A 21,906-nucleotide genomic window follows, 5' to 3' on the forward strand; every position below is an offset into this window, starting at 1 on the left:
TGTTGTGTCCCAAACTTGTTTTGTTTTTGTCAGCAGTATCTTGGGTTGGTCCTACTCCTGCGACGTTGACTAATGACACCTCAGCGCTCTGCAATCTATCAACTTCTCAAGCTTCATCAGTGTCTACACTAATGTCTCAAGTTGTGGAGATGGCTCCTTCTTTGCAGTCACGTTTAGCAGACTTCCCCCGAGTTCAAGCCAGCAGTTCAGGCACAACTCAAGTTCTAGTGAACGAGCGTCCGATTCTTAAGTTACGGGACCGCGAACGAGCCGAGGTTATCGCCGACCAAATTGGTTTAATGTTAGTGCTTAATCCCGAGCTTAACGCCGACCAAATTCGCCCAGCCTTAGTAGCGGATGTGCCTGTTGTTCGGTTTCGAGAGCGGGTGCTATTTACAATTGACCGCAAATTAGCAGCAGCACAAAAGCGGAATAGTGTCTCGCTTCTACAAGACAGCCTTAATCGACTGCGGACCGCTCTCGGTGAACGTCCTCTCTCTATGGTTGAAGTGCAAGCCGATCTTTATAACCTGAAGGCTACCCGCCAACGGCTCAAGGGTCTAGCCTCCTGGTACGGTCCTCGTTTTAACGGAAGGCCCACGGCTTCAGGCGAAACCTTCGAGCAACGGGAGTTCACCGCAGCGCATCCCACCCTGCCCTTCAATACCTTCCTCCAGGTCACCAACCGCCACACTGGCTCCTCGGTCATCGTGCGGGTCAATGACCGAGGGCCTTACGTTAAACCACGCATGCTGGACCTATCCCGGGCAGCTGCCTACGCCTTGGGCAGCACTCACCCCGGTGTGGTGCCAGTTGAGGCAGTGGTGATGAAACCGGGTTCATGAGCCCTAGTGCCTCTAAACCCAGAACCAGAAGTCCGACGCCTTGGAGCCCAAGCGCTGACGCTTATCGCCGAGGCTAAGACCAGATGCGATAGGCATAGTAGGTCACCATCGGAATCAACACGGCAGCGAGCAGCAGAAAGCCAACTAGCTTAGCTGCATCTCCTGTATCCGTCTCGCCCGGAAAAGTTGCAGTAGGCGCAACCGCTTGGGTGACTTGAGGCGGCCCCGGATCGTCTAAGCCGGAGAGAACAGCACTGAGACGGCTGGCTCCGGCTAGCAACGCCTGATTCAGGTTGCCTTCTCGGATCTGTGGTGCCATCGTCTCGTTGGTGATGCTCTCAACCAAGTCGTCCGGTAGTAGAGCCTTGATTTGTTCCCCCACCTGGAGAGCGGCCTCGCGACTGCGGGTATCCAGTAGAAGCAGAGTTTGGTTAGCCTGCTCAGCTGGGGTTTGGAACCATTGCTCAAATAGACCTGAGGCAACAGCGGCAGATGTATCGCCATAGTCGAGATGGCGTAGCGTGACAATGCGAACTGACTTACCCGTCGTACGCTCTAAATCATCCAAGACCCGATTCAGACGACCCTCTGTATCACGGCTAAGCACATCAGCCAGGTCTCTAACCCAGGTGCGATCGCCAGCCACTAGAGCTGGAACGTCCTCCAGTTCGATAGCATGGGCAGGCAGGGTCATGAACTGGGTCAGTGCAATCAGCAGAGTAATCGCTAGCACGACACGCTGCACCAACTGCTTCAGGCGTTGTTTCATCCCCTGTACCTCAGGACTCGCTCTCCAGGATTTTATCAGTCCGGAGGAGTACCTCAGCTTGAAGGTATGATGTTGCGTCTGTGATTGCTCCTTGGCTGACTCTCAATTCCTATGCGTCAAATCCTCACAGGGCTCTTGGGAACCGTCCTGATGCTGAATAGCGGGCTAGTACCTGCTACGGCTCAGGGTTCTCAAATCACGCCACCACGGCCTCAACCGGTTGGCCAACCGGCTAGCCAACCAGCGATCCAAACCGCACCTAGCCTGACGCCACCGACTAGCTCACCTAACCCACCTAGCTCAGCGATAGTGGCTCAGCCTGGAGTCCCTTTTTGTCAGCTAGAACCCAGTCAAAGCGCAGCTCTAGCGCAAGCCCGAACTCAGGCGATCGCTTGGCTACGCGCCGACCATGCCAACTTCAAGGTGGACGAGTTGCCCAAGTTGCTGCAACAGCGCAACGACGCAGCCCGAGCTTATACGGACGCTCTCAATCAAGTTCAGGCTCAGCTGAAAGCCAATTGCTTTGAGCGCAGCCCTTTGCAAAAGCGGGGGATGTGGTTGCGGGCTTACGCCTGCGACGGCCAATCTCTAGCAGCCCTGGAGGTGATTGACCGTCTGCTAGTGCTGGGGATTACTGATGTCTATTTAGAAAGCTTCTACACCGGGCGAACGCTCTACCCTAGCGGGTCTTTTGCCTCCCACTGCAGCCAAGACCAGGGCAACCTGTTACGGCTCTACACTCAGCTCGCCCATGCGCGGGGCATTCGGTTACATGCCTGGATCCGAGCCACGGACTTTGGCCCCGACTACAGTAGCCGCTATCCAGAGCGCCGCTTACGCAATGGCTTTGGTCAGATCGCTAATCTGCGCAACAGTCTCGGCGATGGCAATGCCAGTTTCCAGGCCAGTGCACTCTATCCTGGCACCCGCAGCACCGAGGATTTTCACTGGTTTGTGGACCCAACCCACCCGGCGGTGCAAAAAGATCTACAGCAAGTCGTGCGCGAGGTGGCGGAGCAGGGGGTGGATGGCGTCATGTTGGACTACATTCGCTACCCCGTGGTCAGCTGCACTCAAAGCCCTGAGATCCAGCAGGGCTGCTTAAACCGCGACCCCAGGCTTTTTTGGCTGTTCAGTGAGCAGGGTTTTGCTCGGTTTCTAAGCTATTTACGGCGTCAGCGCCCGGATGTGTCTCCCGCTCAAATCGATGCCTGGCTGAATCCGCGCGCACGTCGAAATCAGCCCTTCGACCCAGCCCTAGCCCAAGAACTAGAAGCACTGGCTGTGACTTACATGCGCGACAGCGTTACGGAGTTAGTGCGCCAGAGCGCTGGTACGTTGCGTTCGTTCCGACGCCGCTCGATCCAGCTCTCCGCCGCTGTCTGGCCAGATGGCAACCGCGACAACCCTGTCGATCCACGCCTGCAAGCCTATCAGACCTTTCCGCTGAGCTCAGGTGGGCTATCGCCAATGCTCTATGCCTATAACTTGACCTGCCCAACCACACCTGCTGCAACTTCTACGACCGCCACGGGTAGTGAAGCCAGCAAATGTGTTTTGGCAGAGTTTGACCGGGTGCTGAGCGCTCGCCCTAAAGCCGACTTCTGCGCCAACCTAGCAGCGGACCCACCCTACGCTCGGGCCAACGGTCCTCGCCACGCTCCCCTTGAGCAGCAAGCCCCTGCCTTGTTGAGCTACGCCCGTAGTCGTGACTTGAATCTGACCTGCGTCAATTACTTTGCCTACGGTTGGCTATTTCCGCAACATGATCAGCAGCGCAAAGCAGCTTGTGAAACAGGCCTACCGGCTCGGCCCAAACAAAATTAGGAGGGCTTCTATAAAATCAATTGAAAAATCAACTGGGGACAAAGCTGTCACTTTACTGAACCCGCTCGGCGCGCTGGAATCACCAAAACAGGGGTGATGCTGGCTCCACAGAAATCGAGTAGGCTGAGTCCGTGAAAAAACTGCTGAAGTCGCCCTATCTCTGGCCGCTGTTGGGGGTGCTGGTTGCCTCCCGGCTATTGGTTCTGCTGTCGATGCTCTGGTTGGCCCCCAATGTGAGCATTGCTTACCTCAATCTTCAACAGCCGCACAGCTTGGGCGTCAGTGATTTGATGGGGCGACCCGTGGTCGTAGAGGCGCGTAGCCCAGACCATCAGCCCCATTCCCTGAGCTACACGTTCGCGGGCTGTCCCTCGGCAACGATTGAGGTGACGGGACTTCGGCAGTACGAGCTGCGTAGCTGCCCTCAGGCTGAACAACCTCGGCAGCTTACGCTTGAAGTCGCGCCCAAGCTGCAGGTGTTTTACGCTGGCTTGGCGGCGATGGGCGCCGGTCAGGGCAATTTGCTCTGGCTGCAATTTGCCAAGCTGGATCTCCAAAGTCAAGCGGCGGTGCATACGCTCTCGCTGCATGAACTGAAGCCTTTGGAGCGGTTGCTGCACAGCGTCTACAACTGGGACGCTCGCTGGTATCTCAGCATTGCTCGCTTCGGCTACTTCTACAACGAACGCCTGCTGGGTGCGCAGCAATATACCAATGCCGCCTTTTATCCATTGCTGCCGTTTTTGGGTCGCGGCCTGGCGTTCCTGACTGGCTTACCGCCCGAGCTCACGCTGCTGGGGATGGTGCAGGTCTTGGCTGTGGTGGCTGGAGTATTGCTATTTCGGTTAGCGCTGTTAATGCGGCTTCAGCCCTCAGCAGCCTTTGCTTCAGTGGTTCTCTATGCCCTGTTTCCCACTTCGTTTTTTCTGTCGCTGCCCTATACAGAATCGCTCTACATCACACTGTCGCTGCTGGTTTTTCTAAACTTAGAAAATCGCTGGGCGCCTCTGGCTGCAGCCTTATCGGTATTGGCCCGCTCCACCGGCATCGTGCATATGCCAGTTCTATTACTTCAAACGCGAGGCGATTGGCGGCAGCGTTTGCAGCGAGGGTTGGTGGCAGGATTGGGACTAGTCGCTTTCGCAACCTGGCTGGGCGCGACTGTGAAGGATCCTCTAGCGTTTGTGCATGCGCAACAAGCCTGGAAGGAGCCGATGCGACCGGGTAATCACTGGCAACACCTGCTAGATGCCTTGCTGCTGGGGCCGGTCGTGCGCTTAGGCAACTGGATCCAGCACTCTCCCTGGAGCTGGGCCAGCCTTAATCTGGTAGTCGCTGTGCTAGTTTTAGTGACTCTATTCACAGGCTATCAGCTCATTCCCAAGCCGCTGCGACTGTATACCCTCTTGTCGCTGGCACTGCCCTATTTCACCTTTGCTTCTAGCCGAGTTGAGATGTTGTCCTTTGGCCGGTTTGCGTTAGCCGCCTATCCGTTGTTTCTAGTTTGGGGTCAATGGCTGAGCCCTCATCCCCGTTTGTTGGCGACACTGGTTGGTCTGGCTATTTTGTTATTGGCCAGACTAAGCGCCGATTTTGGTGCCGGGGCATTTCTAGGCTGAGGCAGTATGCTGGCAGCAGAGGATGTATCAAAGGCGACTTGTGGGCGAATACCTGTGGGCGAGAGCGCCTGCGGGCGAGCAGTGAACCAGCATAGGTAGAGGACACTGGGGCATGAGGGAGGCAGCTGACCCGAAGGACAACAGCGCATCGCCAAGAGAGAGTAGCGTGCTGATGGTGCAGGCACTACGGCAGAACGTGGCCTCAGTGCTGAAGGGCAAATCGGCGGTCATAGACCTAGTTCTAGCGGGATTTTTGGCACGGGGACATCTGCTGTTAGAAGATGTGCCTGGTGTGGGCAAAACCTTGCTAGGGCGAGCCCTGGCCGGTTCGATTGCGGGTCAATTCAAGCGCATCCAGTTCACGCCAGACCTGCTGCCCTCAGACATCACCGGCGTATCCATCTACGAAGCTAGCCATCAAGAGTTCCGCTTTGTACCGGGGCCTGTGTTTGCCCAAATTGTCCTGGCGGACGAAATCAATCGAGCCACACCGCGCACCCAGGCAGCCCTACTCGAAGCGATGGGCGAGGGCCAATTAAGTGTTGATGGCGTCACGCGGCCTTTGCCCCAACCGTTTCTGGTGATTGCGACCCAGAACCCGGTGGAGTACCAGGGCACCTATCCTCTGCCTGAAGCTCAGCTTGACCGCTTCGCCCTGTGTCTGCAGATGGGCTATCCCGACCGCAGTAGTGAACTGGCAATGATCTTTGAGCCACCCCAGACCAGCTCCTTGAGCGCCTTGCGGCCAGTGATCTCCCCGGACCAGATGCGCTATCTCCAGGCCCAAGTCGCAGGGGTTCATCTGGAGCGCAGTCTGGCCGACTATGTGCTGGACATTGTCGCCGCCACTCGTAGCCACAAAACTCTCAAGCTGGGAGCTAGCCCACGGGGGACACTGTCCCTGGTGCAGGTCGCCAAAGCTTGGGCCCTCACTCACGGACGCGATTATGTCGTTCCAGATGACATCCGGATGCTGGTGGGGCCTGTCTTGGGTCATCGCATCCTGCCGCAGGTGCCCATGTCCCTTACCGATCCGCGTCGCGCCGAAATTCTCAACAGCATTCTCAACAGCATTCAGGTGCCTCCGGTCAACCTGAGCGGTCCCAACTATTCCACCCCGTTCTACCGTGGCTAAACCCCGGCCTCGTCCAGTCAACCGCTCCTGGACGACAGCGGTTGGGCGGGGCGTGTTGCTGGTTGGACTGCTGGCCTGTGCGCTACTGATTGCCAACCGCAATGCCACAATCCTGGCACTGCTCATTGGCGCAGTTGCCTTCTGGCTGACCGGGACACTTTTTGACCGTCAGACTTTTAGCCCGAGCCACCTTAGCCGCAATGCTCCCAGTTGGGTGATCGAAGGGGGGACGCTGACCGTAGCGCTGGATCTGCGCCTGAACCGTCCTCTGGCCGGAGCCCTACTGGAAGAGATCTTCCCCAACCAGTGGATCAATCTGCGCTTCCTAAAAGCTGGGAACCACTTGTTGCACTACAGCCTCACGGCCCCGCGACGCGGCTTCTATAGTGCTGAGAGTTTACGCTTGCGCCAGCGCGACCGGCTGGGCTTGCGCGAACACCAGACCGAACTGCCGGTTGGCGCCAAGGTGCTGGTGCTGCCCCGCACTGAAGTTCTGGATCACTGGTCAACCTTGAGCTGGCTGAACTTGGGCCAAGGGCTCTATAGCGATCCTTTTGCTATCGGCGCTGGCGAGGAATTCTATCGGGTTCGCGAATACCGGCCAGGCGACCCCTTGCGCAGCATCGACTGGAAAGCCACGGCGCGCAGCCGCAGCCCGATTGTGCGGGAATTTAGCCGCACCCGGGCCGACAGCGGTATGACCCTACTGCTGCATCTAGGTACACAGGCGCTCTGTGCTGGGCGGCAAAGCGAAACCAACGTCGAAGCCGCGATTCGGGCCGCAGCAACCTTGGGCCGCCATTGCCTGGAAAATCAGCAACGGCTGCGCTTGGTCAGTGCCAGCCGCGCAGTTGACCAGGCAGGCTTGCGCTGGCAGTCGGACTGCTGGGAAGGGTCGCTGGCGGTGGAGCCTTTTCTGTCCCGTTTGGCATTCCTCGAACCCGGTTCTCAGATGGTCAGCCTGGACCAAGCACCACTGGCCGCAGATGACGGCCAAATGGCCGGTCCAATCGTCTGGATCGATGCCGCCCCCAATCACTTGAGCCTAGAAGTGCTTCTAGAAGCCAGCGGACGAGGCCAGCCGCTGGCGGCCATTCTGGTCGATTGGGCCAGCTTTTGGGCCTTGGAATTCTCGGCTGAAGCAGGCAGCTTGACCCTGCTCAACCCGGAAGCAGCCGAGGGCGAACCCCGCTTTACGCGCATTGTGCATGAGCTGTCGGCCTGCCTGCCGGGTTTGCCGCAGGTGAAAGCAACCCAACTGGTGCAGCAGGTCTACTGCCAGGGTCAGGCTGCGCTCAGTCTTCTGCCCGGACAGAAACCAGAACGGCTGAGCCAAAGCTTGAATCAACGGGGCCTGCGGGCGGTGCTAGATCCTGAACTGGCCGGACCCGATTTTCCGGCCCTGCGTCAAGTTGGGGTGCCCCTAGTGGTTCTGCGGCCCGAGCAAAGCTTTGCGCAAGCACTCACCAACGCCAGGCTCTAAAACCTAATTCCTTTCTGGCTCATGCATCAGGCTCAGTATTTTCGCCTTGCCGTCCTCACCCTGAGCAGTCTGAGTGGGCTTTTTCTGCTGGCCCGCATTGCCCTGCTAGACCCCAGCCGCTTAGCTTCTCTGGCCGTGGTTCTGGGGATCTTGAGCCTGGGCTGGGTTGGCGTCGTGCTTCAGGCGGGTCAAAGCACCTGGCTACAAACTTGGCAAAGGCTCTGTCAACGGGGATTGGCTGAGTTCAGTGGCCCTTGGCGTTGGGGCTATCGTGCCGGACTAGGTGGTGGCCTGCTGCTCTTGCTGGGGTTGCTGCGCGGCTTAGGCCCAAGCTGGCCGTTGGTGCTGCTGCTGCTCCTACCCTTGCTGTTGGCGCTAGACCAGGCCCGCTTGGTTAACCAGCGTCACTATTGGCAACATTTGGTCTGGCCTGCGGTCACGATCCTGCTTGCCTTAGTGCTGGAGGGGGTTTGGGGTTGGAGCTTTCTGGTGCTGGCGGGGTTGGGTGGCGTTGCTGTCCTGGTGATGGCTGAACAGGCTCGTCAAGAGACCGTAGGCGTGGCGCAGAGCATCGGGCAATTTGCTACGCGTCGTCGCTTGCTGCAAGCTGCGCTGATAAGTCTAGTCCTGGCAACATCAGGTTGGCAAGTTCTCAGCCCCCTGGCTCAGTTCAAGCCTCCCGAACCGCCGCCCTCCCAAGAACCGCCACAACCCAACAACTCCCCTCCCCCAGACTCGCAACTTCAGCCCGATTCACCACCACCAGCCAATCAGCCACCACCTCAGCCGCCCCCAGGCGAACAGGGCTCAAGCACCGGTCAAGCCAATGCCCCTGCCACTGCCGAGCCACCCCAACCGCCTCGTTTTCCTTGGCTGTGGGTGCTGCTGGGCCTGTTGACCAGTGGGCTCAGCGCTTGGTGGATTTTGCGCCGACGCAAGCTAGACCCGCCTGCTGCGCAAGCCACAGCAGATAGCTGGCCCGGAGCCGACTTAGATGAAGTCAGCAAGCTCTACTGGCAGGCCCGAGGTGAGGCAGAGGGGCCTACATTGCGGGCTGACACTAACCGTTCGCCGGGTCAGTTCTTATTAGAAGTGCAACGGCAGCAACCAGAAGTCGCGGCGGACTGGCAACGGCTGAACGACTTGTATCTAGAAGCTCGCTTTAGTCAACGGGTAGCCGATGACCACCAAATTCAGCAGGCTCGCCTTTTGAGAAAACGGCTGGCTCGTTACCAACGCCTCAATAGTCCGACCAAAAACTCTCGACGCTAGGCTTCATTTGACTTTGTTCTCAGAGCTGGGTTCAGCCTCAGGTTCTGAGCTGATCACCTGAGGCAGTTGGGAAATAACTTTGCCGAATCTGGCAACAGCTTTGCAGCGCAGGACAATGCGCCACCCCAATTATTCTCGGTAGGGTGTGAACAGTTCGAAGCGCAAAGAAAGCGCGGGCCATTAGAACGGGCCATTAAAACGGAGCCATTAAAACGGACCTAGTTATATGCATAGCCACTCTGAGAATTTATTCAATATTCTTTTAGAAAAAGTGTGGCCAGTTGCTCTGACCTTTGTCGATGACTTGCTGATGCTGGTGCTGTCCAATCTGGGCCTGCAAGTTCCCGGTTTGCAATGGCTTTCGCCCTTATTGATGGCTTTCACCCTGGGCTATTGGCTCAGCCAATTTCTGCGCCATCACAGCTGGTTTCAAGGTTGGTTTCAAGCAAAGTCTTAGCACTTTGACCAGCGTATTTCAGCGCAGCAAAATCTCATAAAATACTCGAAAACTAAGAATTCTCTGTCAGAAATTCCTCACAAGGTAAGCTTCGCTATCATAGAAGCCTCGTTCCTTTGGGTTGGGAACTTGCATGAGGCAGGCTATGAATTTTGGCAGTGATAATGTAACAGGTGTAGCACCTGAAATTATGGCGGCGCTGGTAGCAGCCAATGAAGGATCGGCAACATCCTACGGCAATGACGAGATCAGCCAGAGACTCACCGCCCACTTTTCTGAATTATTCGAAACTGCGATTACGGTTTTTCCAGTCGCCACCGGCTCAGCCGCCAACGCCCTAGCGCTATCGGTGCTGACGCCGCCTTATGGCTCTATCTACTGCCACAACCAGGCCCACATTGAGGTCGATGAATGTGGCGCACCGGAGTTTTACACAGGTGGCGCGAAGCTAGTCCTCCTACCAGGGCAGCACGGCAGAATTCAGGCAGCAGACTTGACCGCAGCTCTGGCCAATGCCGGCACAGGCGTTGTGCATCATGTGCAGCCAGCAGCGCTGAGTTTGACTCAGGCAACCGAGGCCGGAACCGTCTACACACCTGAAGCGGTGAGCGAGCTGGCCGAAATTGCCCATGCCCACAATCTGGGCGTACATATGGATGGGGCGCGCTTTGCCAATGCCGTGGTGGGATTGAACTGTAGCCCAGCAGATATTACCTGGCGAGCGGGAGTAGATGTGCTCTCGTTTGGCGCGACCAAGAACGGTGCCATGGCGGCTGAGGCTGTGGTCTTCTTTAAGCCAGAATTAGCCGCTAGCTTTGGCTATCGTCGCAAGCGGGCGGGCCATCTCTTCTCTAAAATGCGTTATCTCTCAGCGCAACTCGAAGCCTATATCACTGACGATTTGTGGCTGCGCAATGCCACTCGCGCTAACGACATGGCGGCTAAACTGGCGGCTGGTTTAGCAACCTTGCCAGGTGCGGCCTTGAAGCACCCAGTTGAAGCTAACGAAATTTTCGTCTCCTTGCCTGAGACCGTGGTTGACGGGCTATTAGCTGACGGTTTTCACTTCTACCGCTGGGACCGGGATAGCATCCGCTTGGTCACTGCCTTCAATACTCAGGTGGCTGATGTCACGGCTCTGCTAGAAGCGGCTCAGCGCTACAGCCAGATTGATCATCAACTTGATAGTCAAATGGATCAAGTTAATAGCCAAACCGGTAATAGCCAAACCAGTCTGAGTGTTGCCTAATAGGGCTTCTGGAGGGGCAGTGTCTTGTGCCTGCTCTAATCAAACCTAACCAGACCTAATCAGACCTAATCAAAACAAACTAGGGGCAACCCGTAAGGATTGCCCCTAGTTTGTTTTGATTTAACCATTGGCCGACAGCAGAGGAATCCTTTCTGTCACTGGATCTTCAGCTGGGATGCCGCGTTTGAGTGCCCAAAATTGGCTGAGGAAATGAATCTGGCGAAAGCCCACGATTAGATTCAGGCCGGGCACAAACAGCCACCAAACGCTTAGGGGTTCTTTTAATCCTTCCTGGCGATACAGTGCGTTTACAGTGCGGTAGAGCTTGAACTGCACGATGTAGATCCAGACAATGCCCAGCAGCGACAACCAGGGAAACCAACTTGGTACATCTGGGTCGAGGCGCAGCGCTTGAGGAACAGCAACGCCCAGCACGAAGGGCAACAGAGACACAGCACCCGACCAACCGGAGCCGGTATAACTCCGCAACTCGTCCTGGATGACCCATTTGTAGTAGCCGTAATAAAGCAGGCCACTGACAGCAGATAAAAGAATCACAGACAGCAGAGGACGGGGCTTACCCAGAGGCGGTGTGGCGGTATTCATTGCGTGGGATGAGGGGAAGGGGATGAGCGGCTGGCTTTACATTTCGAAATATATCAGAATGCACACGGCTCAATAGGGGGAGATTTGGGCGGTGGGCAGTTCTCCCATCTGATAGACGTGCCTACCCAGGCTGAGGCCAGACACTGGAGGTGTTGCATGAAGTCTGAGTTATGGCCCGCGAGCGAGACGATAGGCCCGACCCCCAAGTTGAAACCAACACTGAGCTGCTGTTGGAAAACAATGGGGAAGGGGGAGAAATCGACACCACGGAAACCCTCGATACTGACCCTGAGATTTCCGATAACGAGATTCATGCGGTGGTGCGACGGTTGCGCGACATGCGGGCCTACACACTGACGAAGCCCTTCACCGAACCGAATACCGAAGAGCTTCTAGACACCGATGGTGTTGAGACCGAGGCAGAAATAACTGCTGCTGGCGAAGCCGTCTCGGCAGATGTTCGGACTGAAGTTGAGGCTCTGTATAAGAGCTTCCTCTCCGAGTACAGCTACGTCAAAGAGGCCAACGACAAGTTTTTGGCCACTCTGGAACAGGCGCTAGACGAAGATCCCATCGACCAGGAAGAGATCGAGGCGATTCGCAACTACGCTGAGAGCCTACTGCTTGACCCGGTCAACCAGCGCATGGTCTATACCGAATACGACCAGGAAGACATCGTAGATGAAGCCTTAGACCTCACCAATCGGGAAGCCTGGATGGACGTAGACATCCAAAACGAGAACAATCGCGACGACGTTGATGCTTAAGTAAGGGCGTAAGTAAAGGCTTGAGTAGATCAACTCAAAAAAGGTCAATAAAGGCCTGAGTAGGCAAAGAAAAGAAAAAAGAAAAAGGTGCTTAGGGTCGCCAGCGATCGACCATTAGCACCTTTTTCTTGCCTCGCCGCCCCTTGCTTTGGTCCTGATTTTGGCCCTTATTTCGATTAGGCTGGCGCTTGAACTTGCCGAAGGTCAGCAGGTTGAAGATCAGGCCCGGTACCAGTAGGAGCAGGCAAGCGGCCAGCAAAGCAAGTAGGCTCCACCAAGGCAAACCGGCAAGCGCTGCCACTAGTGCCGCTAAAGCGGTGAGCAAACCAGCCATGCCGTACTTTTTAATCACCTTGACCAGGCGAACTAGGGGCGCAATTTGGCTGGCTCGTTGCGAAACACGCAGCAGGCCACGGGCAACTGCCGGTTGACGCTTGAACAGGGTCATGGCTTTGGCTTCGCCCAGGTTGCGGGTGAGACGTAGAGCATCACCACCCTCCAGCAGCAGCAAAGTCTTGCCACTGTTGCCGTAGGTTTCGGTTAGACGAGCGGCGGCTTTGAGGTCATCAACTGACTTGAGGTTGCCGCTGATTTTGACGAAGGTGGGCATATCTAAACCCACGCCTCGAAACAAGCGCCAGCCCGAATCTGCAAGCTCTACCGCAGAGCGCGAATTGCGAATGGCCGCAGGGTTGGTTGCCAGAGTGCCCAGTTCATCAAACATTCTGCGCAACACGCTGTCGGGCACAACTTTGCCGGTGCCTCGGGCAAAGCGCCAACCATTCTTGGCAACTGAGGTGCCGGCATCGACGGTGACGCCTACGCCGGTTAGCTCGGCGGCGGTGGTGGCGACGCCAATACCGGACAAGGCTGTGATTAAAGGGTCAACCGATAGACCCTGTTGGTAGCGCCAGCTCTGGACTGCCAGATCGCGCAAGTCGCCAATTACCAGCAAATCGGAACCGATAGCGCCAATCGCACTCCAAGCATCAACAACGTTGCCGGTCACCGCTCCCTGCGCCACGGCCCAAGCTTTTTCTTGAGAAGTGTATTCGTAGCGTTCACGAGCGGCAGCAAGAACCCCTGGATCGGCCAAGTTCTGCTCAGCCGCAAAGTCCAGTATTTGCAGGGCCTCACTGCGACCAGCTTTGGGGTCAGCAGCAACCGCCTGCCCAGCTAACTGAATGGGGTCGAACTCTCCTTGCCAGCGAGCATAACCAGCGACGGCGACTACTGCCATCAAAACCAGAGCAGTCAGACGACTGGCGGAGCGCAGGAGCCACAGAAGCAGGGTGAGCATGGCAGGTCAGAAGTTGGGTGAATGGTAAGGACCTAACCCCCCAGCCCCCTTCCCTGCGAGGGAAGGGGGAGTAAGATTCTCTTTCTCCTCTCTCCGTGTCGGGGAGGGGCTGGGGGTGGAGTCCAGGCATTGGGGAGGGCGAAAATTGTTCCCTCACTAGAATAGGTGGGCATAGAGTTGCGTGGGCAGACTAAGCCTTTTTCTGATTGTTTTCTGAGTTGTTTAAGGAGATTAGGGTGAAGAAATTACTGGTGTTGGTTGCTGGCGGGCTGTTGTTGGTTGGCGGTGTGGCGGAGGCTTCTTCGCCGGAGGCTTGGACACAACATGAACGGGAAGTCAGGTCTAGATGTCTGGCGCTGAGTGGTTTGCGCAATGCTCAGGCGGTGGGGGAGATTGTTGGCTTTGATGATCGGGTGGGGTACGATGCGCTGCTGGTGCGGGGCAATTATGCTCAAGCTCAGATGAATAACCAGACGGGTCAGGTGCTGTGCCTATTTGATAGACGGACGCGCAGGGCCTATATCAGTGACGCGGAAAATTTGATGCAGCCGCGCAGGCCACAATCACCATAGGCTTTGGCCCGCTGAGACCCCCAACCCTAGGGCCCCAATTCTGGAGGAAACTGGAGTTGGGCTTTTGATCTGCTCTTTTAATCTGCTCTCTGGGTTTGCCCGCTTGATCGGCTCTCTTGATTGGCCCTCTTGATTTATGGGCTTAGATTGCTGCATTAGGGGACTCGGTCGCTGTTGTGTACAGTGCGGAGCAGGTTGGGCGAGAGGCTATAGAGCGGAATAGTGGGGCCGCCACCTTCGGGATGGACGGTGACTTTGCGAACTAAATCGCGGGCTTCGAGGCTGAGCAGTAGGGGCTGGAGGTTTTGGGGTTCGAGGTTGCTGTCGCGGCTGAGCAGGACGAGACTGACGCGGGAGTGTCCGCCGTTGGGTTCGAGGTAATTGGCGATGGTGAGCAAGATCAGTTTGAGCGGGGCGGCCAGGTTGAGGCGGCGGGTGATGTGGTCCCAGAGGGCGAGGCGAAGGTTGGGGCTCATGGTGAGTACAGGGGTTGGGAAGGGTTTTGTAAATGAATTACTTACCAATGCCGTAACGTTTGCCACTAACGTCGTAACGTTTGCCAGTAATTGGTAGTTTTTGCCACTAACGTCGTAACGTTTGCCACTAATGTCGTAGCGTTGGTCAGTAACTTCGTAACGTTTGCCACTAATGTCGTAGCGTTTGCCACCTCACAGGTTTGTTACTGGGCTGGAAGAAGAGAGCTGGCTAAGTCTTCCTGTAGAGCTTTCAACTGCTGCCGTCGCTGTCGCCACAGGTGCCGCCAATACCTCAACACATCGTCGGGGTAGGCGTAGCGCTGGATTTCGGTTTTGATGACTTCGCCAACCCAGTCGAGCAGGTGCAGGTCGTTGCAGGCTTGGATGGTTAGAGCACAGGCGGAGAGCCACTGGTTAAATTTGCGATAGCTGAGGAATTGCCCACCCCGATCGGCACGATGGACAAACAGCACGTGCAACCAGTGTTCAATACGGCAAATGAGCGATTCGGGAATGCCTAAAAACCGGGCAACTTGAGACAAGGGAATGCAAAGCTGCGGCTGCAACACCTGAGTAAGGTGCATGGGAAAGTGCTCCAAAAATTTGAGGGCAATAGAGCCTTTGACCCCTATTCAGGGTCGAGAAAGGCAAGTGCTAAACTGCCCCCTAGCCGCCAGGTCGCGTCTAACGACCTGAGCGGTTAGTTCCCCAGAGTTTGTATAAGACCCTGGGGGACGCCTAGGGGCCAGTTGCCTGAGTTGGAAATTACCAGGGACTTGCCGCTGGAGTCAAGTAGGCAAAGAAAAATTGTTTTGGTCTACCGACTGCGGGAACCAGTGGCTATCCTAGGATGAACTCTACTCACTGCCGAAAGATAAGAACAAGGAACAGCACTCAGGTGTTCAAGTGTACTGACCTCTGTTATCAGCTCCTTCCACCTGATAGAGAAAGAGGGAATTCGTGTGTTTATCAAATACAAATACTCACACGGTCCATGTTTTTAAGTATTACCTGCGAACCTGCGAAACATAATGTAGTAATGAATTTGCTGAACATTTCTTTACTCGGTACGATAGGAATAAGATGTATCCTCAACTTAGTCAAGCAGTTTTAACAAATGCTGAGCTTCCTAATTGTTGCCTTAGCCAAGGGTTAATATACAAATAGCCTGCGCAGGAATGGTCTAGTTGATCTAGTTGTCAAAATCAGAAACTAGCTTAAAAAAGTCATACAAGATGGTGGACTAGAGAATAGCAGACTAAAAGAGAGCTACTCTAATAATGGAGCTAGCCAATTGGGTTTCAAGAAGGAAGCTATTGTGAGGTTGCTCATTAGTTTCCAAAGTCAATGAAATTGCGAGATTATTTATGATCGGAGTTTGTGAAAAGACTAGACGGTTCAATGATTAAACACTCTAGGCAGTGAAGCCAGGCTTCATACAAATTAGTGAAACTACAAATCATGGAAATTTTAGGCGTACTCATCGGAACCATTGTAGGAGGACTTATAACTTGGTTCACAACTGCCCATTGGAATAGGCTACAAACGACGTTTGATCTACACCGCGAATTTGACAGTGATGTCATGCATGAATCGAGAATGAGTGCAGACCAGCTCATCAAGGGAAATCCTCACGATACATTGGGTGAGATATACAAGAAAGATCCTGAAAAATCACGTTACTTATGGCAGTTAATAAACTTCTATCGGCGTTTGTCACTTGCAATCAAATATAATCAGGTTAATCCTGATCTGATTCCAGAACTATTCGGTGAAATATTCACTTGGTGGTACATCGTTTGCTTTGAAAACCAGCTACTCGCAGATGAAAAAAATTATTTTTCCCCATCTCGAAAGCAGATTTTTTGGCTAAAGAAGTGGCTTGATACTCACGCAAATAAAACCGAACTCTCTAAATGGACTGCAAATGCTTTAGATGACTTACAGAATTACAGGCAGGGAAATTTTATGTAGGAATTTCTAAAGTTACTCCCTGGTGGTTGTATGCAGACCTCATTGTTTTACCTACCTAAAGAATGCAGTTTGATATAAGCCACTGCACCAGAACATTCATGTCGCTATCAGTTGGCAAAGGCAATCTGTGCTCGGTAGATAGATCCGTTATACAGCTTCACTTCTTGGTAGATGAGAGCAGAACAGAGGCGTCAGGATGTTTCCTACTTTTATCGTATATCCACTGTAAAAGTTTTTACAGTAGATCGTTTGCAGGCCAACTTATACATTGAAACTTTGAACAAAAAAAGAGATCTCTAACATTAAACATGAATTTCAAAAACTTCTCTGAGTTACGTGAGTTTATTCGCCGCTACAATTCAACTTCAGTCTTAGAGACTGGGGCTAAAAGATGTTGGCAAAAGTGGGAAACTCAATACTCAAATCCCTTAGATTGGTTGAAGGGCAATACAGAACGCAATCTTGCTATCCGGCTCATGTTACTAGCTAGCGCCGGTAATCCCTATCGACGCGAGAATATTAGTATTCGGACGTTTGATAATTTGATTAATACTTACTATAACTGGGGTGGGCATACTATTTCAGACACTCATCTTCTCAGGGAAGAATTGAAGGTTCTATCAAGCTCCATCCTACGCTGGGAAATCGACAATGAGAATAAAGTACGCAACTGGTCATTGAAGCTGAGTAATATTTTGGATTTAGAAGTAATTCGTTCTCATATAACTGGTTTATTCGTACAACGTTTAGTGGCTTTCCAAAATGCAGGCTTTGGGTCTCCAGTTTCTCGCATAAATCGAACAATCAAACTAATTGAGGTATTGGACAATCTATCTAACAAAGAGTTTTCAGCTGTTTCTCCAAATCATACAGGCTTGAACCCAATAAGTTACTTTAGGCAGTTTTTAGCCTGTTTGGTTTTGTTTAACCGGTTTTCTGACAGAAAAGGATTTTGTAATTTTTCTCAGCTTTCTAATATGGATGGCGAACTTCAGAAATTGGATGTTACTTCAGAGAGCCTAAAAGTATTTATCAAACAAAATAGTGCACTTTTCTCTGCGCAAACTGATACTTCATTCCGTAGCAAGACCAGCGGAACTCTTAATAGTGTTCCTGACTACTATCAGCCGTTTTTTTTCAACCATTTTCTGGAGATTCCCTTTGTTGAATTGAGTAATGAAGAATTCTGTTTGCCAGATCCTTTTTCTTTTACTGAGTCCTGTTGGAATCAAGTGAGAGGTTTTGTTTTTAAGGGCAGCCATAGAAGAAAACCAGAACAATTATTAAGTCGCGCATTTGAACATTATCTTGAAAATGTACTATTCCCTTTTATTTGTCCTAACTCTTTTGAGAGAATTACTGAAGTCAAAAATCCTAGTTCTAGTAAAGATAAGCGTGCTGATTTTCTCATTAAAACCTCAAACTCCTATATTGTAATAGAATGCAAAAGTAGTGTTATGTCTTCTGATACAAGTGCTTATTTCCAGGCTGATAAACTTGCGGATCTTTGGTGCCGTATTCACTCTGCATCTGAGCAAATTGGTACAACAGTAGAAGCTCTCAATCTCTATGACAAGCCAGTGATTCCTCTCATTATGACTTTCTATGACAGTGTTGCTGCATCCACAGTGTTTGAGGGGATGGTAAGGCAAACTGATTATTGCTCTAGTGTAGGGTTGAATATGCCACCACTTGTACATTCCTTACATGAATTTGAGCATTGGACTTCTGATAGAAGCCTCAATAATTGGTCAGATTTAATTCTCTCGAAACAAAGTACCTATCCTCCTGTACGAGCCGACAACAAGGGACATAATTATGAGCACTTAAATGATATTTCTATTTTTTAAGTTTTATCTAGATCAACTTAAATAAACTGGTAATGAGTGCAGCAGACTATCCTTGATGAAAGAGTGGTTAACTGCATGACTCTTCAACAACTTCAAAACCAGCTACTTGCCCTATCCTCCGCCGAAAAAGCTCAGGCGATCCAAATCTTGGTTGCCAGCCTGAGTGGAACCCGGATCGGTATTGAAAAAACACCAGGAGTGATGGGGGGTGATGCCTGTATCCGTCAAACCCGCATTCCTGTCTGACTACTGGTCAGCCTGCATCAACAGGGAGCCAGCGAAGCTGACTTGCTCGGAGACTATCCCAGCCTCACTGCCAGTGATTGCAAACGCTTGGCTCTATGCAGAAACTTAACCTGATAAAATCAGTGCCGTAATTCAGTGTCAAGAGGCTGCCCACCTGATATTTAGGAAAAATAATTGATGGAGAATGATAGAGAATACGAGATACTACTCAAGCTCCTTGAGATTGACCAAAACAGGATTAGCGCTCTTGATGTTACTAGCTTCACCATAAAAGGTTGGGCTATAACTCTAGTTTCAGCCCTCATTGGTTTTGCCATTCAGCAACACGACAAGCGCTTTCTGGGCATTGGAATTGCTGCCATCACATTTTTTGCCTACTTTGATTTTCGGTATAGAAAAGTTCAACTAAGTCACGTTGAAAGATCGAGCAGCATCCAGAAGCACTTCAAACAATACTATCTAGATCAAGGTTCAAGCCTGAGTGGCGAGCTTGAAAATATATTCAAGTCCTCTCCGAGAAAAGATTTTTGGACACAGTATTTCTTCTCTGTATTCTTATTGTATATATGCATAGAGATCACATTAATTCTTCTCATGTTCGTAACAATATAGGCTGGTTGGGAGGCAAGTCATTGTGGACGAGGTAAGCTGTGTACACCTACTCGTACCAGTAAGAAGGCCACCGTTTAGAAAAATCGAGAAGTGATTATGGAACAAATCGCCAAACTACACATCGAGAAACTGCCTGAAGGAGTCTACCTGGCTACCTCAGACGATATTCCAGGCTTGGTTGCGCAAGGACGTATCGTTGCTGAAACCATTGAAATTCCTCGTGATGTCGCGAAAAAGCTAATTGGAGCTCAAACCGAGCGCCAAAGTACAGTCAGCCTTACCAACATCGAAGATTCATTTGACTACCCGCTGATTCTGGGGGTTTGATGGGGCAGCCGGCAGGTCTCAAATATCGAGAAATTGTCAAACGGCTAAGTAGACTGTTCACCATCGCTGAAGCGTATAATACTTAGAATTTAAAAAACCATAGGAATATATGGCTGGTGAGATCTTCAATCTCGTCTCAGGAGCAATAGGAGGTGGACTAGTAGCAGCAGGATTGAGAGTTTTTGAAAACTACTTTCTTGCTCCTCGTCTAGCCGAATCAGTTGAAGCTCGAAAAAAAATACTCCTCTACAGCAAACCTCTTTGGCGAGCTTGCCATGACCTCCATTACCGTTTGTTCTATATCAAAAAGAAAATGCATAGCCCACGAGCTACTCTTGCAGCATCACCCCAAGACGCCGAATCACTACAGTGGTTTACAACCAGCGAAGGAAACTATATTACCTCTGCCGCGTATATGATAGCGACGGTCGCTTGCTGGATTGCCCTTTATGAGCGAGACGCAGTCTTCTTACAATTCGGCCAAAGGTCACTAACCGCTCAATTTTTACTGAAAACTGAAAGCTTCAAACAAAGCATCTCCTCAAACAAAAGCATCCTATGGTTCAACTATGTAAACGGAATTGGGGAACAGCTAATCCAAGAAGAAACAAATAGGCCCGTCACCTTTTCTAGCTTTTGTCAAAAACTATTGAGAGACCAAGACTTCCGAGACTATTACACTCAACTATTCTGTTTTTTGAACGAGGTTAATCAAGGCAAGTTCGAGGCCAGCATTGAAAACACTCTTGTTGCTCTAGATGACATTAAAAAGTTCCTTGTCTCAAACGGCATAGTTGTGGAGATGCCAGAAGAGTTCGGTCCCAAATGGGACTAAAGATGAATGCGACGATAGAACAAAACCTAAATACTGGATTACAGAGAAGATCGATAGAAATCAGAAGACACTAAGCTGCCACAACTTGATTTGATAGATCTCCGAACAAACGGCGCTACATAAACGACTAGTTTGGGGGCCTTGCTCAAAAGGCAAGCTGGTACCTGTAAATGAATCTTGAATACCACAGTCACGGCTTTACTGGCTGGCACCAAGGCCCTGTCGTCTTGCTTTGAATTTTTGGGAACTCTATAAATTATAGCAGTGGAATCTGAACAAAACGCGCTTTTGGCAATTCAGCTGCCGTTATAACTGCTACCTCAGCTTATTTGGAGAACGACTTATGGCAAGACCTTATCCATTTAAAGGTGGCAATATATCAGATTACGAGACGTTTATTGGCCAAGCAGGTACTTACAATACACGTTATATTCCAACTGGTCAGACTGTTCCATGTATTCAACCATCTGGTGGCTTTACATCTCCCTCTCAGCTACTTGATATAAACATGCTTTCAATTGCTAGTCTTGCGCTTGGTGTACTTAATTTGGGTGTTGGCGTTTATAACGCCTTCCAATTGCAGAAAACTCAGAAAAAGTTAGATCAAAATCATGAGCAGATTCGGGCATATTTTGGAAGCATTCAAAACGCTCTCAATGCTCATCAACGCACCCTTGAAGTTTTGGTCAGCAGCCAATATGGCTTGTCTCAGCAAATGAACATTCTTCGTGAGGAGATGCGTTCAGATTTTCAACAAATAGTCCGGGAAATTCAAGGGGTAGAAGCGCGCAGGCGAAGAAAGGAATTCTATGCTAATACTTATGAGCTAATGGAAGTCTATAAACGTTTTATTGACCACCTACCCGATCTATCAGAAGCGGATCGATTAATTGATAGAGCAGAGAAGTTAGAGGCATGGCTGCTAGCTGAACTTGATCAAGTTAGTATGGGTAAGCCTGAAAGACTACCACTAGTGGTAGCATTATTTTTCAGTGTTAGAGCAAAGGCCGATGCGTTTGAGGCTAAGGGGGGAAAATATATGGCTTCTGCTGACAAGGCTCTCAATAAACTGAAGAAGCAAATCCAGAGAGAAGCATATGCTCTTTGCAATGGTCGTAGCCTTTATACTCTTGGTGTAGAAATACCAGAGATTGTCTACCAGTACGCTCTCTTGCAACGCAGCCTTGCTAAAGGAATTGAGTTGAGATTAAATCCTAAAGCAGAGCTTGCATTCCTTCCGGAAGAAGTCGCCTGGAAGGATGGCTTAGATGACTTCAGAAAAATTTTTGAGCAAAAACCAGAAAGTACCGTTAAAGACACCGTAAAAATCAACGAGAAGACAGTGATTCATTTAAAAACTCTAGCAGACTGCGATTGGTATATTCGCTTTTCCGGCGAAGACCCTTCAACCTTCGATGTCCACTCTCGTCAATCAATACGACTCAGTGATTTGTTTAGGGAAATAGGTCACCCTAATCCTACTGAAGGCATACTATACAAGAGTGATTTGTATGCTTTGATGTTATTTTCTTTGCCCGAAGCTTGTAATAAATTCGCAAGTCGTATCCAGGAGGAGTTCAGTTGGGAAGAACACCCTAAGATTTCCGGTTCTTCATTCCAGTGAGGTTGATTAAGCAATTTCAGCTCTAAAGCTCACTCATCGTAAGTAACTCTGCATCCTTTGG

Annotated in this window: 22 protein-coding genes; 17 read left to right on the forward strand and 5 right to left on the reverse strand. The window is 51.6% G+C overall.

Annotation, left to right across the window (positions count from 1 at the left end):
• The first annotated feature begins 131 nt into the window (after positions 1 to 131).
• A complete protein-coding gene (locus H6F94_RS28700) occupies positions 132 to 845 on the forward strand; it encodes a septal ring lytic transglycosylase RlpA family protein (RefSeq protein ID WP_190805672.1) in 714 nt (237 codons plus the stop codon).
• Between the two features lie 73 nt (positions 846 to 918).
• Here H6F94_RS28700 and psb32 read toward each other — a convergent pair whose 3' ends face one another.
• On the reverse strand, positions 919 to 1,614 hold the full coding sequence (psb32, locus tag H6F94_RS28705; protein WP_190805673.1) for a photosystem II repair protein Psb32: 696 nt from the start codon (positions 1,612 to 1,614) through the stop codon (positions 919 to 921).
• A gap of 111 nt (positions 1,615 to 1,725) precedes the next feature.
• On the opposite strand from psb32, the gene H6F94_RS28710 reads away from it, so the two are divergent.
• The 7 genes from H6F94_RS28710 (at position 1,726) to H6F94_RS28740 (ending at position 10,656) form a co-directional block, all read left to right on the forward strand.
• On the forward strand, positions 1,726 to 3,441 hold the full coding sequence (locus tag H6F94_RS28710; protein ID WP_190805674.1) for a glycoside hydrolase family protein: 1,716 nt from the start codon (positions 1,726 to 1,728) through the stop codon (positions 3,439 to 3,441).
• Positions 3,442 to 3,572: 131 nt separating this feature from the next.
• Positions 3,573 to 5,060, forward strand: coding sequence for a mannosyltransferase family protein (locus tag H6F94_RS28715; RefSeq protein WP_190805675.1), 1,488 nt, complete (start codon positions 3,573 to 3,575; stop codon positions 5,058 to 5,060).
• Between the two features lie 112 nt (positions 5,061 to 5,172).
• On the forward strand, positions 5,173 to 6,195 hold the full coding sequence (locus H6F94_RS28720; RefSeq protein ID WP_190805676.1) for an AAA family ATPase: 1,023 nt from the start codon (positions 5,173 to 5,175) through the stop codon (positions 6,193 to 6,195).
• Entirely contained in the window at positions 6,188 to 7,678 is a 1,491-nt protein-coding gene (locus tag H6F94_RS33380) for a DUF58 domain-containing protein (protein WP_190805677.1), read from the forward strand. Before H6F94_RS28720 ends, H6F94_RS33380 begins: the two co-directional genes overlap by 8 nt.
• 21 nt (positions 7,679 to 7,699) lie before the next feature.
• A complete protein-coding gene (locus H6F94_RS28730; RefSeq protein WP_190805678.1) occupies positions 7,700 to 8,950 on the forward strand; it encodes a DUF4129 domain-containing protein in 1,251 nt (416 codons plus the stop codon).
• A 226-nt stretch (positions 8,951 to 9,176) separates the two neighbouring features.
• Positions 9,177 to 9,407, forward strand: a complete 231-nt coding sequence (locus H6F94_RS28735; protein ID WP_190805679.1) for a hypothetical protein — start codon at positions 9,177 to 9,179, stop codon at positions 9,405 to 9,407.
• A gap of 145 nt (positions 9,408 to 9,552) precedes the next feature.
• Entirely contained in the window at positions 9,553 to 10,656 is a 1,104-nt protein-coding gene (locus H6F94_RS28740; protein WP_190805680.1) for a threonine aldolase family protein, read from the forward strand.
• Positions 10,657 to 10,776: 120 nt separating this feature from the next.
• On the opposite strand, the gene H6F94_RS28745 is transcribed toward H6F94_RS28740, so the two are convergent.
• Positions 10,777 to 11,262, reverse strand: a complete 486-nt coding sequence (locus H6F94_RS28745; RefSeq protein ID WP_190805681.1) for a hypothetical protein — start codon at positions 11,260 to 11,262, stop codon at positions 10,777 to 10,779.
• A 170-nt stretch (positions 11,263 to 11,432) separates the two neighbouring features.
• On the opposite strand from H6F94_RS28745, the gene H6F94_RS28750 reads away from it, so the two are divergent.
• On the forward strand, positions 11,433 to 12,029 hold the full coding sequence (locus tag H6F94_RS28750; RefSeq protein WP_190805682.1) for a hypothetical protein: 597 nt from the start codon (positions 11,433 to 11,435) through the stop codon (positions 12,027 to 12,029).
• Between the two features lie 91 nt (positions 12,030 to 12,120).
• Here the strand turns inward: H6F94_RS28750 and H6F94_RS28755 are convergent, their stop codons facing one another.
• Positions 12,121 to 13,329, reverse strand: a complete 1,209-nt coding sequence (locus H6F94_RS28755; RefSeq protein WP_190805683.1) for a hypothetical protein — start codon at positions 13,327 to 13,329, stop codon at positions 12,121 to 12,123.
• Positions 13,330 to 13,565: 236 nt separating this feature from the next.
• Between H6F94_RS28755 and H6F94_RS28760 the strand changes: the two genes are divergently transcribed.
• Positions 13,566 to 13,901, forward strand: a complete 336-nt coding sequence (locus H6F94_RS28760) for a hypothetical protein (protein WP_190805684.1) — start codon at positions 13,566 to 13,568, stop codon at positions 13,899 to 13,901.
• A gap of 155 nt (positions 13,902 to 14,056) precedes the next feature.
• Here the strand turns inward: H6F94_RS28760 and H6F94_RS28765 are convergent, their stop codons facing one another.
• Positions 14,057 to 14,377, reverse strand: a complete 321-nt coding sequence (locus tag H6F94_RS28765) for a hypothetical protein (RefSeq protein WP_190805685.1) — start codon at positions 14,375 to 14,377, stop codon at positions 14,057 to 14,059.
• Between the two features lie 203 nt (positions 14,378 to 14,580).
• Positions 14,581 to 14,961, reverse strand: coding sequence for a hypothetical protein (locus tag H6F94_RS28770; protein ID WP_190805686.1), 381 nt, complete (start codon positions 14,959 to 14,961; stop codon positions 14,581 to 14,583).
• Between the two features lie 877 nt (positions 14,962 to 15,838).
• Here H6F94_RS28770 and H6F94_RS28775 point away from each other — a divergent pair.
• From H6F94_RS28775 to H6F94_RS28805, 7 genes are all read left to right on the forward strand, one after another.
• Positions 15,839 to 16,351, forward strand: coding sequence for a DUF4760 domain-containing protein (locus tag H6F94_RS28775; RefSeq protein ID WP_190805687.1), 513 nt, complete (start codon positions 15,839 to 15,841; stop codon positions 16,349 to 16,351).
• 308 nt (positions 16,352 to 16,659) lie between these two features.
• Complete coding sequence (locus tag H6F94_RS28780) at positions 16,660 to 18,201, forward strand: hypothetical protein (RefSeq protein ID WP_190805688.1); 1,542 nt, start codon at positions 16,660 to 16,662, stop codon at positions 18,199 to 18,201.
• A 75-nt stretch (positions 18,202 to 18,276) separates the two neighbouring features.
• Complete coding sequence (locus tag H6F94_RS32680; protein ID WP_242041450.1) at positions 18,277 to 18,447, forward strand: DUF433 domain-containing protein; 171 nt, start codon at positions 18,277 to 18,279, stop codon at positions 18,445 to 18,447.
• A gap of 177 nt (positions 18,448 to 18,624) precedes the next feature.
• Positions 18,625 to 19,059 (forward strand): hypothetical protein, encoded by a 435-nt coding sequence (locus H6F94_RS28790; RefSeq protein WP_190805689.1) that lies wholly within the window; start codon positions 18,625 to 18,627, stop codon positions 19,057 to 19,059.
• Between the two features lie 96 nt (positions 19,060 to 19,155).
• A complete protein-coding gene (locus H6F94_RS28795) occupies positions 19,156 to 19,386 on the forward strand; it encodes a DUF1902 domain-containing protein (protein ID WP_190805690.1) in 231 nt (76 codons plus the stop codon).
• Positions 19,387 to 19,495: 109 nt separating this feature from the next.
• Positions 19,496 to 20,221 carry a hypothetical protein gene (locus H6F94_RS28800; protein ID WP_190805691.1) on the forward strand — a complete coding sequence of 242 codons (726 nt, stop codon included), beginning with the start codon at positions 19,496 to 19,498 and terminating at the stop codon, positions 20,219 to 20,221.
• Between the two features lie 343 nt (positions 20,222 to 20,564).
• Positions 20,565 to 21,845, forward strand: a complete 1,281-nt coding sequence (locus tag H6F94_RS28805) for a hypothetical protein (protein ID WP_190805692.1) — start codon at positions 20,565 to 20,567, stop codon at positions 21,843 to 21,845.
• The last annotated feature ends 61 nt before the right edge of the window (positions 21,846 to 21,906 follow it).

It is taken from the genome of Leptolyngbya sp. FACHB-261, from assembly GCF_014696065.1.
Classification (GTDB): domain Bacteria; phylum Cyanobacteriota; class Cyanobacteriia; order FACHB-261; family FACHB-261; genus FACHB-261.